This window comes from Sphingobacterium sp. JUb56 (assembly GCF_014191365.1).
Classification (GTDB): domain Bacteria; phylum Bacteroidota; class Bacteroidia; order Sphingobacteriales; family Sphingobacteriaceae; genus Sphingobacterium; species Sphingobacterium anhuiense.
Window position 1 is genome coordinate 1,057,066 of the sequence record NZ_JACHWL010000001.1, and the last position, 13,571, is coordinate 1,070,636.

Genomic DNA, 13,571 nt, shown 5'->3' on the forward strand with positions numbered 1-13,571 from the left:
AAGCCCGGATATCGTCAAGCCCCAGTTGTGCATCGGCATTGTCCACTTTTTAGAGATGTCCTTTATTATCAGGAATATTAACTTGATAAGAGCTTGCTCAGAACTGCATGCATCTCTAGTTTATTCATTCGTATTTTTTTTATAGGTATTCATGAGGTCGTTATGCTCGGTTTCGTAATTTTACGGACCTTACGGTGCATTCCTTCAATAGGATTAGTGGTGTAGATAGTCTTGCGAACCTGCTCATCATACTCAAAAAAAGTAGATAAGTTTGTCCAATTATTCAGCAGGCGTTTATTTCTTACAACCTTGTGTTAAAGCTTCTGTATATTCCTTTGTTATTGGTTTACCGCCAAGTTTTTTACATTCATTGTAATACTTCCAAGCATTCTCACAGTCCTTTTTTACAAAGTAGCATACTGACATTTTAAAAAGGGTATTTTGGTTTTTGGGATCAGTAGAATAAGATTTTTTAAAGTTATTTATAGCCAAATTGAAATCTTTATCATCATGATTTTCCATAAACCTTGTCATATAAACAGTTGCCTTATCGGTCAGAATGTTGGAACTGTTAGCATTTAATTTCAAACCTTCGTCGTACTGCTGCATTGCACTTTCAAAATCCTCGAATGAAAAATAAATAGCACCGAATCCCCAAAATACATCTGCATTTGTCGGGTCGAGAAGCCAGGCCTGATTAAACCTATACATGGCTGTTTTTAAGTCCTGCTTATATAAATAATCAAAGCCTTGTTTAACAAGAAGGTCAGAAGCTTTACGATTCGTTCCAGCTTTTTCTAAATACGCCTTTATAAGTTCCTGATCAAGTGTTTTTTGCTCCTCAGTCTTGACAGCATTTCCATATTTAGGTAGAAGACGTATTTCAGTTTTTGCTTCTTTTTTCCAATTTGAATACGTTATTTGTTGTCCAAATATTAGAGTTGTAATAAGTAGAAGAATGCATGTGATGGTGTATTTCATAGTCGATAATGTAAGTTTTTGTTTTGCTCTATTGTTCAGTTATGATTTGCATCAATTGCTCATCGGTGTAGTTTCCTATTATACCGCGCTTATTTTTTAAGTAATCTAAGATTGTAAAATCATCAAATCCATGCGTTTGTTTTATACCCTGGCATATAGTCTTTAGATAGTCTGCACTAGGTTTAGTTTCCGTTTGGTTATCACTTTCATTTGTTAAGGTGAATATTGGATAATCGTTCTGTTGTCCTATATATAACAGATTACCATACCAAGACTTTTCTTTAAATATATAAGAACCGTCCAGTATAGCCTTATTAAAATCCATTTTAAGACCAGATACCGTGTTCGTTTCCTGCTTAGCTATATCAATCAATTGACCCTTTGTTATCAGATAGATCCTTCCCATTGTTTTTATAGTAGGACTAAAAGTCGTTCTGATAAAAGCAACACCACCATTATCCCAATTCTTAGAAGCTCTAGCAAAATAAAGCTCAGAGTTAATATACATGTCTTCACTTTCAGAGGGTATTGTTTTATCAAGACATCCACCATATACCGTTTTTGCACCTGCCGGTTGTCCACCTAATATGTAGCAAAGGAAACGCTCTTCCAAAAGATTAGAGCCATAGCACGCATACCAAGCTTTGTCCTGTAAATCATCCATTTCTTTAAATTGGTTATAATCTTTCTTGTTAAAGATATAAATAATATCAGGTTTTCTTTTCTTATTCAAGCAGGCCTTTTCAGCATTGGTAAAGTAATTATAGAGATTCCATTTATTCAAACAGTTTTTGAATCTTTTTTCTGTCATTATCAAGTATCCAGTCATTATATTTTTCATAGATAGACCTTAATGATTCTTTATCGGCGGCAATAAGATCAAGGCCTCTGTCGTCATACATATGAAAGATTAGTTTTTTGTCAATGTTGATAAAAAAAATTTCTTTGTTTGTGAAAATTGAGTTGTTGTCTAGTCTAGGTTTTCTTGGAGGAAAATCGGTGTTCCCAATTGCTGTTAGTATATTTTGATGATGTATTCGGTCGGCAGTCAGTTTAACAATAGCTATGTTTCTTACGTCAAATTTGTCACTTGGTTCATAGAGCCGTTTCTCTTTTGTATAACTAATCTCAGTCTGCTGCAGATTCTCGATTTGCTTAAATGTAAAGTTTAATAATCTTATTTTTTGTCGTTTATATTTATAGTCCATATAAACTAAAAATACTTTATCAGAACTGTCAAATACAGAATGAAAAATTGTTGAAGCACGTTTTGTTACCTCCTGAAAGTATTCGTTTGTAGCGGTTTCCTCAGTTTGTAGGTCAAAGCGAAGTCCGAAATCCCACCTATAGAACAAAGGTTTTCTAAGCCTAAGCTCTTTGAAATTGGTTCTTAAAAATTGCTTATATTCTTTTAATATTGTTGACACATAATTGTTTTTATTAGCTGAATGCATTCTTTAATTTAATATTTCTTGATTATAAAATAGAACTTTCCATTTATCAAAGTTATTTGGTTCCTTCTATTATTTTACCATCAAAATCGATTTTATATTTTCTATTAGAGAAGTCCATCAATAGTATACTGTCGTTTTCAATCCTAAATGATTCATCATCAAGGGAAACAAATATATCAGCACCTTCAAATTTCCAAATTATCTTACCGTTTTTATTAAGCTTTGTTACTTGAGTTTCGCCATGAACGAGGTAGTCGTCATTATGTTTAAAAATTTGAAAACAAGTGATTGGGTCAGTCTGCATTTTCCACATCAAGTTGAGATCAGGTAATGATAAACAAAATATTGTATCACTGCAGCATATTACGAGTTGATCTTCGTCTATGATGTAAGAATTTTGATTAACACTTGTTGCCCCTGCCGTACCGGTGATTATGCAACTGTAGATAACTTGACCCTCATGATAAACTTTGATACCATGTTTTGATGTTATACGGTAAGTGAAGTCATTCCCAGAATAAATTTTAGAATATCTAAATATATTATCTGATGAATCATTTTCATAATCCGGTTCATCTATGATTTTAATGATAAATTGTTTATATACTATATTCATCCTTTGTGATTACGAGATTCTCATGATAAGGCATTGGATCTCTAGGTTTCAGATTTTGCAATACCCCCTTTACCCAATCCTTATGCATCGCTAAGCTTGCCTGCATTTTAATCATAAATGCCATTTGCTCTTCGTTAGGGTCTGGCACATTATATTGATACGCTACATACTCGCCGTGCGTCAATATATCAGAAGCAAAATTAAAAGTTTTTTGTGTTGTATCATTGATCTGGCTATAACCCATATTGACCACAGTTATCAAAATTATAAATTGTGTAGATACGTATTTTAGTATATTAAATATATTCGCTATGATTGTCTTGCCAAATTTTTCTCATAATAGGAGTTATTTTCCACCATTCTTCTACGTTTTCTATGTCAAAGCAAGCCCAATAATAAATTGTGTATGCATGAATTTGAAAATCCTTTTCCAAAAGCGATTTTACTTTATCACAATTTTTATTAAATAACGTTTCTGTAGGTTGGTATTCCATTGCATCTATTATTCCTTCCATTAACACAAACTTCTTATCATCATCATTTAATGTCTTATAGTGATCAAGATATCTGTCAATATCAGAGGGATTGGTGACTTCAATAGGCAAATCCTGCATCCATTCCTCATTTGATAGGTTGAGCTCTTGTGCTAGCTCGTCAATTGCTTTTCTAGTTGCACACCTGAATATCGGTTCCATTTATTATTTTTTTAATCAATACTTTCACCAAGTGTATTCTTCCGTATATGGCATGTTTTTAAGATTTTCAAAATCGCTTATTTTATAGGGTATCTTATTTTTTAGGTTCAATTGCCAGATTGATGCCTCCTTGGACCAAGGATCAATTAAAAACTCGATCATATCATCATTCTTAACGCGCATCTGGACAATATCACTCACCATCTCCAATTTAGTTATTTGATGATTATCCCAAATTAAGATATGATCACCTCCGATTATACAGACCTTGTTTAAGATCAATCCACAATACGGGTTTCCATACATATCGCCAATGCATATCGCTTTCTTTTCTCCTTTATTGACTAAAATTATATCCTCATCAACATGGCCTAACGTATATTCTGGAGATTCATCTAATATTTTGAGATCATTTATCATATTGCTTTAGGTCTTTCAAATTTAATGACTATCCATTAACATGTTTGTGTCTTATACGAATTTACTAATTACAATTTGAATTAAATTTTTCAATATTACTGAATGTTTCAAAAGATAATTTGGTTTCGATAAACTCTCCTTTTAATCTCAATACTTACTAAATTAAAATTAGAAATGTTCAGCCACTTCACCTAGCCATTTCCACCATTCACCGAGTTTTTAGTTGGTTTAGTCTAATTGCCATAGGGTAGGGACGAATTACACCCTACTTTTGAATCAACAATTAAGAACAACTAAGAACAATAAACTAACAATATAACATAAAGACATTATGAACACTTTAGCAAAAACATTCGCAGCAGCAGCCTTGATCGCAGTATCAACATTCACTATGGCAGTAGCTAAACCAACAGGAGACAACTCTAAAAAAGCGGTGGTCAATCTATCCACAGCAGATCTAGCCATTGATCATTACGTTGCGGTTATGACAGAGGGACAGTCGGCAGGAGTAGAGCAATTGTTTACATCAGATTTTAATCAAAAAGTACAGGCAGCAGAAGCTAAGATCAACAGCCGTTCAGAAGTAATTTCATTCTTGAAAAAGCAAAAAGGAGAGCAGTTGAACTGTAAAACAAGTACTACCATTGTTGAGCAATCCAGAGACTATATGGTAGCAAAAGTAACCCAGCAATTTGAAGGGTTTACCAAGACCGATTTAGTTACCTTGGTCAATGACGGAGGCAACTGGAAAGTATCGCAATCCATCAATACGTATAAGTAAGTTAAATTCATATGTTTAGTCAGAGCCACGTCGTGAGATGTGGCTTTTCTTTTTTCTACTGTATCTCGAAATATTGATCCTACTTGTGCTAGCCGACAGCAAACGATTACAAACGACTACAAATGTTTAATAACCGGCTAATATTTTTAGTTTTTATCATATTTGATTTATGTAATTAATTATTTAAATAAATCCTAAAATTATGTTAGCAAATGCAGAACCCGTATTTATTGATCCAACCACCGATGAAGGATTCAAGCGGTTATCTGGAGACAAAGTCAACCTGATCAACTTTCTAAACATCATCTTTCGTGGTCGAAAGACCATCACCGATCTTACTTATCGGGATACCGAGCGTATCGGAGCAACTGAAGAGATCGGTAAAGTTATTTTTGATCTCGTAGTCCAAACCAGTACAGGAGAAGAGATCATCATCGAGATGCAGACGAGTACACAGATCAACCTGAAGCAACGTATGCTGTATTATGCCAGCAAGGTCATTTCAGACACAGCACCCAAAGGAAACCGTAAAGCCTGGGGGTATGCCATTCCCGAGGTTTATACCATTGTCCTGATGGACGGTTTTCATATGCCGGGAGGTGATCATAAAACCTATTTTCACGATACCTGCCTGTGTAATAGAGATTCAGGACAAATTTTTTACGAGGGTTTGGGGTTTATCTATTTAGAAATTATTAACTTTGTTAAAAGCGAAGCTGAGGTTGAAGACGAACTGGATAAAGTATTCTTTATGCTCAAGAATATGTCTACGTTAAAGACCCTGCCAAGGATTATGAAATCGGCAGTATTTCAGCGCTTCTTTCAGTTGGCCAGCTACGCAAAATTGACAAAGGAGGAACGGACTATGTATGATATTAGTTTAAAACGTAAGTGGGATGCTGAAGCAGTGCGGATGTACCAACAGGAACAACAAGAACAACTTGAAGGGAAGCTGCAGGGACTAGAAAAGCAATTGAAAGAAGCTAAAAGAGAAGCTAAGAAAGCATCAATTACAGCTAAAGCAGAGGGACTTGCTGAAGGAAAAGCTGAAGGCGAGCACAAAAAAGCTATGGAGACAGCTTTGAAGCTTACAAAGATGGGTTTATTAGTAGAACAAATTGCTGAGGCTACCGGACTTTCCATCGAGGAGATCGAAAAACTGAAGTAGAACAGTGTTCTAAAATATACAGAACCGTTTGGGATGACCAAACGGTTTTTTTTATGCCTTTGTTATTGACAAGTGGGCGACAGCGGAATAACTCCACTCCAGGTTCAACAACTTCACCTAGCCATTTCCTCCATTCACCGAGTTTTTAGTTGGTTTAATCTAATTGCCATAGGGTAGGAACGATTTACACCCTACTTTTGAATCAATAACTAAGAACAAAAAACTAACAATATAACATAAAGATATTATGAAAACTTTAGCAAAAACATTCGCAGCAGCCTTGATCGCAGTATCAACATTAACTATGGCAACAGCTAAACCAACAATAGACAACTCTAAAAAAGCGGTAGTGAATCTATCCACAGCAGACTTAGCAATTGATCATTATGTAGCAGTTATGACCGAAGGACAGTCGGCAGGAGTAGAGCAATTGTTTACATCAGATTTTAAACAGAAAGTTCATGCATCAGAAGATAAGACCAATAGCCGTTCAGAAGTAATTTCCTTCTTGAAAAAACAAAAAGGCGAGCAGTTGAACTGTAAAACCAGTACTACCATTGTTGAACAATCAGGTGATTATATGGTAGCAAAAGTAACCCAGCAATTTGAAGGTTTTACTAAGACCGATTTAATCACCTTGGTCAATGATGGAGGCAACTGGAAAGTATCCCAATCCATCAACACGTATAAGTAAGTTAAATTCATATGTTTAGTCAAAGCCACGTCGTGAGATGTGGCTTTGTTTGTTTTTATCTAAAAAAAGCATAAAGCTCGTTAAATGTTGATTAATTTTAAATATTTAGAGAAATAAAAATGGAAGTTAAATTTAAAATTGAAACATTAGGGTATATTGTTGCTGAGTTTTTATCAGATACAAAGCGATTAAAAATAGGTCATAGTTCAAATTATGGAGATAAATTTCAGGAGTTACTTAACAAGTTTTTTTTCATATATGAAATAGTAAAAGAAAATGATAGTATCTATTTTCCGTATTCTACCGATGTACTTTGGCAGGACGATTTTGTGAATTATAAATGGAATATAAGCATGCATTCACTTGATTACTGCATCAATATCAAAATTTATGAATTATCACCTTCTAATTCGGAGTATAAAGAGGAGCTACTCAATATAAACATTAAAACAGAGGAGTTATTTGATTGTATTTATTTGTCATTAGAGGAAGCTCTGACTGATTTTGGATTGGTTGGATATAAGAAAAAATGGGAAGCAGGTAATTTCCCCATATATGAATATATAATGTTAAAGGCGGCTAGAAAAGAGGTCGATTTGTTAAATGTTAGATGCAAAGAAGAAGCAGAATGGAGGCAAAAGGTAGATCTTAGTGATGAATTAGGAATTCTCAATATGAGGTGACATCCTCCCCAAAAAATTACATTTTAAAAGTATAGCATTCTGAGATGAATTACTAATTTTAAATGTTATGATAAGACTTTTGAAAGAAACGAATCTCTCCGATAAAAAGAGCTTTGGTTTTTGAAAATTAGAATAACAGCAATAGCTGTTTATAGACATGAGAATGATAAATATGAAAATAGCATCTCTTTTTATAGCCTGCAGTATATTTAGTATTATTTACGTACAGAGCTGTATAAATAATAGCGAATCTAACACCGAAGAAAGATCACCTTTAGTATTCTCAAATTTTGATTCATTAGAGCATTATTCGATTGCAATTGATCTTTATAAGATAAGCGAATTGGAGGATAAGCAAAATAAAATCGAGAAAGATAACCTTTTGCTGTCTGTACTGCAAGACAGTCAGGTTGATATTTCTTTGCTACCTAGATTGAAAGAAATAGGATATTCAAATAGCTCAATCAATAAGTCTCTTTATAGACCTATAGATTCTTTATTTTTTTCAAAAGTTCGAAAGCATTATTTCGATACCTCATGCATACAAGAGTTTCGTGATATCCTAGTTTTTTATAAAGACAAAAAGTGTATTGGAATCGCTAAAATCTGTTTTGAATGTAGAGCCATGGTTTCGTGGAGTCAAAATCTGAAATTTAAAGGTTTTGGTGATTGGTCAGATTATGATGTGTTGAACCCCATATTACAAAAAATCTAGCTATTGATGATAGTTTAGTTTTATATTAGATTACCATAATAACATATATAAAAATATGGGAGCATTTGTGAAATTTGGTGGATATATCGCGGTGAAGTGGATAATTTTTTATATCTATCTTTTTTTAGAAGGTAATTCCAAATGGGATTTTGGAAGGGTTAACGTTGAAGGGTTTTTCTTGGCGGTATTTATGTTGCTTTCTCTTCCAATACTTGAAGTAGTGTTATTATTTCTTCCTGTAAGATTGTCTTTTCGACAAAGTAAGCGGAATAGACTACTGATCTTATTTTGTGTTTTTAGCCTAGAGTTTGCTTTAGGATGGTATGCAACCAACCAAGACTTGGCAACTTGGATGCTCGTTAAAATAGGCTTGAGTATATTGTTATTTCTACTATTTTACAGGAAGCAATTCATCAGCTAAGAAAGTTGGAAGTCTCAAATTAAGCAGTTTCGGTGCATTTTCCTAATCCATACTCCTTAAAAGGATACTTAATTTATTTTCTCGAATCTAATAAATTTGTTTAAATTTCAAATTTATTAAGAGATAGCCTAATTAATGATCAATGACAAAATTAATAATGCACAAAAGATATTCGGTAAATTCTCTAATGATTTTTATCAAACAATGAATGATTTTAATTTGAAACATATTAACGCATCAGGAACACAAATAATTCAGGGGACATATAGGAATGCTAATAATCCTGTAACATTTTATTTAAATCCACAAACCGGATTGAATGTTATGGCATCTCCATCAGCACTTTAAAATTATTGGACTGACCTGTATGAAGCAAGCTGGAGCATATCAGCAAGGGCAATTGTCGATTAAAAATATTGGTTTGATAATGATGTTCGGGAAATCCTTTGGTCCAGCCCCATACTATGGTGAAGAATCTTATTCTGGTCGTCGAATCTTACAAGGTATTAATTATGGAACAAAGAAATAATGAACCATTGTTTAGCTTGATTATTATATTGATGCTATTGTGCGGTAGTTGTGATAGCGTTGGTGATACTCTCAATACTAAAGAACTTGTGTCAAGTACTGGTGAAAAAGTTTATATCAATACACTTAATTGGGGTGTTACGGATGACAACCAATATACGGTCATCACAAAGGATATAAATAGACTTAAAACAAGATCAGATACTTTGAACACGATGAAGGGACTCTCCCCATTTGTATATCGATTTCATCGAGATACACTGACTATTTTTTACCTAAAATGGAAGGAAGTTAAAGTTTCGGAAAGTCTACGATCTATAAAATTAGTTTACTATCCGTTAGAAAATAAGGAATATATGCGTTTACTTCATAAGGCTGGTAAAGAAGAAGACGGTTATAGTCTTGTTCCTTAATTGGCTTGTAATGCAAACAACGCCCAATTCATAAAGATTGGACGTTGTTTGCATTGGGTATCTCCTGCATCTTACTCTTTGCGAGGAATGCATCACGCAGAGAGAAATCCGTGATTCTATTCACTTTCACTAAGCTTTTCAATATCCTGAAACCTGAGGCTTTGGAAGTATAGCAGAAACAGGAATAACAGAATTGAATGTATAGCACAATCAGTATTAATAAAACATCCATGATATAAATAATAAAAGGTTTTCTTTTCTTCTTCAAGAAGACCTTTTCAGCATTGATAAAGTAATTATGGAGATTCCATTTATTCAAACTGTTTCTGAATCTTTTCTCTGTCATTATCAAGAATCCAGTCATTATATTTTTCATAGATAGACCTTAATGATTCTTTATCAGCTGATATCAGGTCAAGGCCTCTGTCGTCATACATATGAAAGATTAGTTTTTTGTCAATGTTGATAAAATAAATTTCTTTGTTTGTGAAAATTGAGTTGTTGTCTAACCTAGGTTTTCTTGGAGGAAAATCGGTGTTCCCAATTGCTGTTAGTATATTTTGATGATGTATTCGGTCGGTAGTCAGTTTAACAATAGCTATGTTTCTAACGTCAAATTTCTCACTTGGTTCATGGAGCCGTTTCTCTTTTGTATAACTAATCTCAGTCTGTTGCAGATTCTCGATTTGCTTAAATGTAAAGTTTAATAATCTTATTTTCTGCCGTTTATATTTATGGTCCATATAAACTAAAAATACTTTATCAGAACTGTCAAATACAGAATGAAAAATTGTTGAAGCACGTTTTGTTACCTCCTGAAAGTATTCGTTTGTACCGGTTTCCTCAGTTTGTAAGTCAAAGCGAAGTCCGAAATCCCACCTGTAGAACAAAGGTGTTCTAAGCCTAAGCTCTTTGAAATTGGTTCTTAAAAATTGCTTATATTCTTTTAATATTGTTGACACATAATTGTTTTTAGTAACTGAATGAAATCTCTAATTTAATATTGCTTGATTATAAAATAGAACTTTTCCATTTATAAAAGTTAATCATTTATTATTTTTTTAATCTATGCTTTCACCAAGTATATTCTTCTGTATATGGCATGTTTTTAAGATTTTCAAAATCGCTTATTTTACAGGGTATCCTATCTTTTAAGTTCAATTGCCAGACTGATGCATCCGTGGACCAAGGATCAATTAAAAGCTTGATCATATCATCATTCATAATGCGCATTTGGACTATATAACCTACCGTGTCCAATTTAGTTATTTGATGATTATCCCAGATTAAAAGATGTTGACCTCCGATTATACATACTTTGTTTACGATCAATCCACAATATGGGTTTCCATACATATCTCCAATGCATATAGCTATCTTTTCCCCTTTATTGACTAAAATTATATCTTCATCAATATAGCCTAACGTATATTCTGGAGATTCATCTAATATTTTGAGATCATTTATCATATTGCTTTAGGTCTTTCAACTTTAATGACTAGCCATTAACATGTTTGTGTCCTATACGAATTTACTAATTACAATTTGAATTCCATTTCTCAATATGACTGAATGTTTCAAAAGATAATTTGGTTTCGATAAACTCTCCTTTTAATCTCAATACTTACTAAACTAAAATTAGAAATGTTCAGCCACTTCACCTAGCCATTTCCACCATTCACCGAGTTTTTAGTTGGTTTAGTCTAATTGCCATAGGGTAGGAACGATTTACACCCTACTTTTGAATCAACAACTAAGAACAACTAGAAACAATAAACTAACAATATAACATAAAGACATTATGAAAACTTTAGCAACAACATTCGCAGCAGCAGCCTTGATCGCAGTATCAACATTCACTATGGCAGCAGGCAAACCGGTAGGAGACAACTCCAAAAAAGCAGTGGTCAATCTATCTACAGCAGACTTAGCAATTGATCATTACGTTGCGGTTATGACAGAGGGACAGTCGGCAGGAGTAGAGCAATTGTTTACATCAGATTTTAATCAAAAAGTACAGGCAGCAGAAGCTAAGATCAACAGCCGTTCAGAAGTAATTTCATTCTTGAAAAAGCAAAAAGGAGAGCAGTTGAACTGTAAAACCAGTACTACCATTGTTGAACAATCAGGTGACTATATGGTAGCAAAAGTGACCCAGCAATTTGAAGGATTTACCAAGACCGATTTAGTTACCTTGGTCAATGACGGAGGCAACTGGAAAGTATCGCAATCCATCAATACGTATAAGTAAGTTAAATTCATATGTTTAGTCAGAGCCACATCGTAAGATGTGGCTTTTCTTTTTACTGTATCTCTGAATATTGATCCAATTTGTGCTACCCGACAACAAACGATTACAAACGACTACAAACGTTTAATAACCGACTAATATTTTTAGTTTTTATCATATTTAGTTTATGTAATTAATTATTTAAATAAATCCTAAAATTATGTTAGCGCATTCACAACCCGTATTTATTGATCCGACCACCGATGAAGGATTCAAGCGGTTATTCGGAGACAAGGTCAACCTGATCAACTTTTTAAACATCATCTTTCGTGGTCGTAAGACCATCACAGATCTTACTTATCGGGATACCGAGCGTATCGGAGCGACCGAAGAGATTGGTAAAGTTATTTTTGATCTTGTAGTGCAGATCAGTACAGGAGAAGAGATCATCATCGAGATGCAGACGAGTACACAGACCAACCTGAAGCAACGCATGCTGTACTATGCCAGCAAGATCATTTCAGACACAGCACCTAAAGGAAACCGCAAAGCCTGGGGGTATGCCATTCCCGAGGTTTATACCATTGTCCTGATGGACGGTTTTCATATGCCGGGAGGTGATCGGAGTACATATTTTCATGATACCTGCCTGTGTCATAGAGATTCAGGACAAATTTTCTATGAAGGATTTGGGTTTATTTACCTCGAATTAATTAACTTTGTTAAAAGCGAAGCTGAGGTTGAAGACGAACTGGACAAAGTATTCTTTATGCTTAAGAATATGTCTACGTTAAAGACCCTGCCAAGGATTATGAATTCCGAAGTATTTCAACGCTTCTTTCAGTTGGCCAGCTACGCAAAATTGACAAAGGAGGAACAGACTATGTATGATATTAGTTTAAAACGTAAGTGGGATGCTGAAGCAGTGCGGATGTATCAAGAAGGACTAGAAAAGCAATTGGAAGAAGCTAAAAAAGAAGCTAAAAAAGCATCATTAGTAGCTAAAGCTGAAGGACTTGCTGAAGGAAAAGCTGAAGGCGAACACAATAAAGCTATTGAGACAGCTTTGAGGTTTAAAGAGATGGGTTTACCTGTAGAGCAAATCGCTAAGGGTACCGGACTTTCAATAGAAGAGATCGAAAAACTGAAGTAGAACAGTGTTCTAAAATATACAGAACCGCTTGGATGACCAAGCGGTTTTTTTTTGCCTTTGTTGTAGATGTGTGGGTAGTTTTATCGCATTGATCAATGTTTTCTGTATGGTGTAGTAGGAGTGTTTACAAAGATTTTTGTAACTTCATTTCTAAGCACAGGATTTTGGTATTAGTGTATATATTGTTGGCAATCATTTAGCACGCAGAAACCATATCTTTTGTATACTTTTCTAATTCCAAACTCACGTTAATAAAAATTTAAATGGGCTTAAAAACTTTTGATATTTCATCATTAACGCAAACGGAAATACAAAGTTATTTGCACGCTTCCATTGCACCCCGCCCGATATGCTTCGCATCCACTATTGATAAAAACGGTAAGATTAATTTAAGTCCGTTTAGTTTTTTTAATGTTGTCAGTATTAATCCTCCGATATGTGTTTTTTCGGTTACAAGCAGGGCGCGGGATAATAGTTCTAAACATACGCTTGAAAACATTTTGGAAATACCTGAATGTGTGATTAATATTGTGAGCTATAATATGGTTCAACAGACCTATCTAACAAGAACTTTTAAAAACTAGAATATTGGAGTCCTTATCAAATTTAGATAAGCTGC

General features: G+C 34.1%; 21 protein-coding genes. 11 read left to right on the forward strand and 10 right to left on the reverse strand.

Going from position 1 to position 13,571, the window contains the following annotated elements:
• Positions 1-149: 149 nt before the first annotated feature.
• From FHR29_RS26800 to FHR29_RS04125, 8 genes are all read right to left on the reverse strand, one after another.
• Positions 150-290 carry a transposase gene (locus FHR29_RS26800; protein WP_183916521.1) on the reverse strand — a complete coding sequence of 47 codons (141 nt, stop codon included), beginning with the start codon at positions 288-290 and terminating at the stop codon, positions 150-152.
• 4 nt (positions 291-294) lie between these two features.
• Positions 295-981 carry a tetratricopeptide repeat protein gene (locus FHR29_RS04095; protein WP_183912512.1) on the reverse strand — a complete coding sequence of 229 codons (687 nt, stop codon included), beginning with the start codon at positions 979-981 and terminating at the stop codon, positions 295-297.
• Between the two features lie 28 nt (positions 982-1,009).
• Positions 1,010-1,792: a hypothetical protein gene (locus tag FHR29_RS04100; RefSeq protein ID WP_221197798.1), complete on the reverse strand. Its 783-nt coding sequence runs from the start codon at positions 1,790-1,792 to the stop codon at positions 1,010-1,012.
• On the reverse strand, positions 1,758-2,408 hold the full coding sequence (locus tag FHR29_RS26750) for a DUF3885 domain-containing protein (protein ID WP_183912516.1): 651 nt from the start codon (positions 2,406-2,408) through the stop codon (positions 1,758-1,760). Before FHR29_RS26750 ends, FHR29_RS04100 begins: the two co-directional genes overlap by 35 nt.
• Before the next feature lie 79 nt (positions 2,409-2,487).
• Positions 2,488-3,051, reverse strand: coding sequence for a hypothetical protein (locus tag FHR29_RS04110; RefSeq protein ID WP_183912518.1), 564 nt, complete (start codon positions 3,049-3,051; stop codon positions 2,488-2,490).
• Positions 3,035-3,295 (reverse strand): hypothetical protein, encoded by a 261-nt coding sequence (locus FHR29_RS04115; RefSeq protein WP_183912520.1) that lies wholly within the window; start codon positions 3,293-3,295, stop codon positions 3,035-3,037. Before FHR29_RS04115 ends, FHR29_RS04110 begins: the two co-directional genes overlap by 17 nt.
• A 52-nt stretch (positions 3,296-3,347) precedes the next feature.
• Entirely contained in the window at positions 3,348-3,746 is a 399-nt protein-coding gene (locus FHR29_RS04120; RefSeq protein ID WP_183912522.1) for a hypothetical protein, read from the reverse strand.
• A gap of 24 nt (positions 3,747-3,770) precedes the next feature.
• Positions 3,771-4,166: a hypothetical protein gene (locus FHR29_RS04125; RefSeq protein ID WP_183912524.1), complete on the reverse strand. Its 396-nt coding sequence runs from the start codon at positions 4,164-4,166 to the stop codon at positions 3,771-3,773.
• 331 nt (positions 4,167-4,497) lie between these two features.
• On the opposite strand from FHR29_RS04125, the gene FHR29_RS04130 reads away from it, so the two are divergent.
• From FHR29_RS04130 to FHR29_RS04165, 8 genes are all read left to right on the forward strand, one after another.
• Positions 4,498-4,947 carry a nuclear transport factor 2 family protein gene (locus FHR29_RS04130; protein ID WP_183912526.1) on the forward strand — a complete coding sequence of 150 codons (450 nt, stop codon included), beginning with the start codon at positions 4,498-4,500 and terminating at the stop codon, positions 4,945-4,947.
• A 202-nt stretch (positions 4,948-5,149) separates the two neighbouring features.
• On the forward strand, positions 5,150-6,115 hold the full coding sequence (locus tag FHR29_RS04135; protein ID WP_183912528.1) for an Rpn family recombination-promoting nuclease/putative transposase: 966 nt from the start codon (positions 5,150-5,152) through the stop codon (positions 6,113-6,115).
• A 247-nt stretch (positions 6,116-6,362) separates the two neighbouring features.
• On the forward strand, positions 6,363-6,809 hold the full coding sequence (locus tag FHR29_RS04140) for a nuclear transport factor 2 family protein (RefSeq protein WP_183912530.1): 447 nt from the start codon (positions 6,363-6,365) through the stop codon (positions 6,807-6,809).
• Positions 6,810-6,928: 119 nt separating this feature from the next.
• On the forward strand, positions 6,929-7,492 hold the full coding sequence (locus FHR29_RS04145; RefSeq protein WP_183912532.1) for a hypothetical protein: 564 nt from the start codon (positions 6,929-6,931) through the stop codon (positions 7,490-7,492).
• A 172-nt stretch (positions 7,493-7,664) separates the two neighbouring features.
• Positions 7,665-8,207: a hypothetical protein gene (locus tag FHR29_RS04150; RefSeq protein ID WP_183912534.1), complete on the forward strand. Its 543-nt coding sequence runs from the start codon at positions 7,665-7,667 to the stop codon at positions 8,205-8,207.
• Positions 8,208-8,262: 55 nt separating this feature from the next.
• Positions 8,263-8,628 carry a hypothetical protein gene (locus FHR29_RS04155; protein WP_183912536.1) on the forward strand — a complete coding sequence of 122 codons (366 nt, stop codon included), beginning with the start codon at positions 8,263-8,265 and terminating at the stop codon, positions 8,626-8,628.
• Positions 8,629-8,947: 319 nt separating this feature from the next.
• A complete protein-coding gene (locus FHR29_RS04160) occupies positions 8,948-9,157 on the forward strand; it encodes a hypothetical protein (protein ID WP_183912538.1) in 210 nt (69 codons plus the stop codon).
• Complete coding sequence (locus FHR29_RS04165; RefSeq protein WP_183912540.1) at positions 9,141-9,569, forward strand: hypothetical protein; 429 nt, start codon at positions 9,141-9,143, stop codon at positions 9,567-9,569. Before FHR29_RS04160 ends, FHR29_RS04165 begins: the two co-directional genes overlap by 17 nt.
• Before the next feature lie 311 nt (positions 9,570-9,880).
• On the opposite strand, the gene FHR29_RS26755 is transcribed toward FHR29_RS04165, so the two are convergent.
• Together FHR29_RS26755 and FHR29_RS04175 are read right to left on the reverse strand one after the other, a co-directional pair.
• On the reverse strand, positions 9,881-10,531 hold the full coding sequence (locus FHR29_RS26755) for a DUF3885 domain-containing protein (protein ID WP_183912542.1): 651 nt from the start codon (positions 10,529-10,531) through the stop codon (positions 9,881-9,883).
• Between the two features lie 112 nt (positions 10,532-10,643).
• Positions 10,644-11,039, reverse strand: coding sequence for a hypothetical protein (locus tag FHR29_RS04175; RefSeq protein WP_183912544.1), 396 nt, complete (start codon positions 11,037-11,039; stop codon positions 10,644-10,646).
• A 331-nt stretch (positions 11,040-11,370) separates the two neighbouring features.
• Here FHR29_RS04175 and FHR29_RS04180 point away from each other — a divergent pair, with 331 nt between their 5' ends.
• The 3 genes from FHR29_RS04180 (at position 11,371) to FHR29_RS26805 (ending at position 13,536) form a co-directional block, all read left to right on the forward strand.
• Entirely contained in the window at positions 11,371-11,820 is a 450-nt protein-coding gene (locus FHR29_RS04180) for a nuclear transport factor 2 family protein (protein ID WP_183912546.1), read from the forward strand.
• 199 nt (positions 11,821-12,019) lie between these two features.
• Positions 12,020-12,952, forward strand: a complete 933-nt coding sequence (locus FHR29_RS04185) for an Rpn family recombination-promoting nuclease/putative transposase (protein WP_183912548.1) — start codon at positions 12,020-12,022, stop codon at positions 12,950-12,952.
• 263 nt (positions 12,953-13,215) lie between these two features.
• Positions 13,216-13,536, forward strand: coding sequence for a flavin reductase (locus FHR29_RS26805; RefSeq protein WP_183912550.1), 321 nt, complete (start codon positions 13,216-13,218; stop codon positions 13,534-13,536).
• The last annotated feature ends 35 nt before the right edge of the window (positions 13,537-13,571 follow it).

What these genes read in the sequence shown, in the direction of transcription:
- FHR29_RS04095 (WP_183912512.1), bottom strand. Translation starts at nt 981, where the DNA reads ATGAAATACACCATCACATGCATTCTTCTACTTATTACAACTCTAATA.
- FHR29_RS04185 (WP_183912548.1), top strand. Translation starts at nt 12,020, where the DNA reads ATGTTAGCGCATTCACAACCCGTATTTATTGATCCGACCACCGATGAA.
- FHR29_RS04115 (WP_183912520.1), bottom strand. Translation starts at nt 3,295, where the DNA reads ATGGGTTATAGCCAGATCAATGATACAACACAAAAAACTTTTAATTTT.
- FHR29_RS04135 (WP_183912528.1), top strand. Translation starts at nt 5,150, where the DNA reads ATGTTAGCAAATGCAGAACCCGTATTTATTGATCCAACCACCGATGAA.
- FHR29_RS04125 (WP_183912524.1), bottom strand. Translation starts at nt 4,166, where the DNA reads ATGATAAATGATCTCAAAATATTAGATGAATCTCCAGAATATACGTTA.
- FHR29_RS04155 (WP_183912536.1), top strand. Translation starts at nt 8,263, where the DNA reads ATGGGAGCATTTGTGAAATTTGGTGGATATATCGCGGTGAAGTGGATA.
- FHR29_RS04160 (WP_183912538.1), top strand. Translation starts at nt 8,948, where the DNA reads ATGTTATGGCATCTCCATCAGCACTTTAAAATTATTGGACTGACCTGT.
- FHR29_RS04150 (WP_183912534.1), top strand. Translation starts at nt 7,665, where the DNA reads ATGAAAATAGCATCTCTTTTTATAGCCTGCAGTATATTTAGTATTATT.
- FHR29_RS04145 (WP_183912532.1), top strand. Translation starts at nt 6,929, where the DNA reads ATGGAAGTTAAATTTAAAATTGAAACATTAGGGTATATTGTTGCTGAG.
- FHR29_RS04110 (WP_183912518.1), bottom strand. Translation starts at nt 3,051, where the DNA reads ATGAATATAGTATATAAACAATTTATCATTAAAATCATAGATGAACCG.
- FHR29_RS04140 (WP_183912530.1), top strand. Translation starts at nt 6,363, where the DNA reads ATGAAAACTTTAGCAAAAACATTCGCAGCAGCCTTGATCGCAGTATCA.
- FHR29_RS04120 (WP_183912522.1), bottom strand. Translation starts at nt 3,746, where the DNA reads ATGGAACCGATATTCAGGTGTGCAACTAGAAAAGCAATTGACGAGCTA.
- FHR29_RS04130 (WP_183912526.1), top strand. Translation starts at nt 4,498, where the DNA reads ATGAACACTTTAGCAAAAACATTCGCAGCAGCAGCCTTGATCGCAGTA.
- FHR29_RS04175 (WP_183912544.1), bottom strand. Translation starts at nt 11,039, where the DNA reads ATGATAAATGATCTCAAAATATTAGATGAATCTCCAGAATATACGTTA.
- FHR29_RS04165 (WP_183912540.1), top strand. Translation starts at nt 9,141, where the DNA reads ATGGAACAAAGAAATAATGAACCATTGTTTAGCTTGATTATTATATTG.
- FHR29_RS04180 (WP_183912546.1), top strand. Translation starts at nt 11,371, where the DNA reads ATGAAAACTTTAGCAACAACATTCGCAGCAGCAGCCTTGATCGCAGTA.
- FHR29_RS04100 (WP_221197798.1), bottom strand. Translation starts at nt 1,792, where the DNA reads ATGACAGAAAAAAGATTCAAAAACTGTTTGAATAAATGGAATCTCTAT.
- FHR29_RS26805 (WP_183912550.1), top strand. Translation starts at nt 13,216, where the DNA reads ATGGGCTTAAAAACTTTTGATATTTCATCATTAACGCAAACGGAAATA.